The following is a 620-nucleotide window of genomic DNA, read 5'->3' as shown; positions in this document are numbered from 1 at the left end:
TCAATGATTCCGCAAACCCTGTTTAACACCAACATGTTCGTGGACGGCATGAGCCTTCAGGGCGACGTGCCGAGCCTGAGCCTGCCCAAGCTGACGGTGAAAACCGAAGAATATCGCGGCGGCGGCATGGATGCGCCGGTGGGCATGGACATGGGGCTGGAGAAGCTGGAGGCCAGTTTCACTACCAACGGCATCCGCAAGGAGGTGCTGAAGTACTTCGGCGCCTTTGACCAGACCAGCTTTAACGCTTCCTTTCGCGGGGCCTTCAAGGGCCACAAGGGTGCGACCACTGGCGCGGTGGCCACCTTGCGTGGCGGATTGCGTGAGGTCGATCCGGGCGAGTGGGCGCCGGGCGCCAAGGCCGAGTTCAAGTACGCCGTGGACGTCACCTACTACAAGCTCGAAATCGACGGGCGCGTGATGTTTGAAATCGATCCGATCAACTCCGTGCGCATCATCGATAGCGTGGACCAACTGGCTGACGTGCGTAACGTCCTGGGCCTCTAAGGAACAATGAAAATGACTACTGCTACCAAAAAACTGCCGAGCTGGCTGGAACTGACCGAGGAAGGCGCCACCATCACCTTGCGCAAGGCCGTCGAAATCAACCAGATCAAGGT

Annotated in this window: 1 protein-coding gene; it reads left to right on the top strand. The window is 58.9% G+C overall.

Going from position 1 to position 620, the window contains the following annotated elements; all coding sequences use genetic code 11:
* Positions 1-3 precede the first annotated feature (3 nt).
* Entirely contained in the window at positions 4-507 is a 504-nt protein-coding gene (locus tag AWM69_RS22715; protein WP_218728608.1) for a phage major tail tube protein, read from the top strand.
* Positions 508-620 lie beyond the last annotated feature (113 nt).

Source organism: Pseudomonas sp. D1HM (assembly GCF_019266105.1).
Classification (GTDB): domain Bacteria; phylum Pseudomonadota; class Gammaproteobacteria; order Pseudomonadales; family Pseudomonadaceae; genus Aquipseudomonas; species Aquipseudomonas taetrolens.
This window is presented reverse-complemented; position numbering and strand designations above follow the sequence as displayed.

What these genes read in the sequence shown, in the direction of transcription:
- AWM69_RS22715 (WP_218728608.1), top strand. Translation starts at nt 4, where the DNA reads ATGATTCCGCAAACCCTGTTTAACACCAACATGTTCGTGGACGGCATG.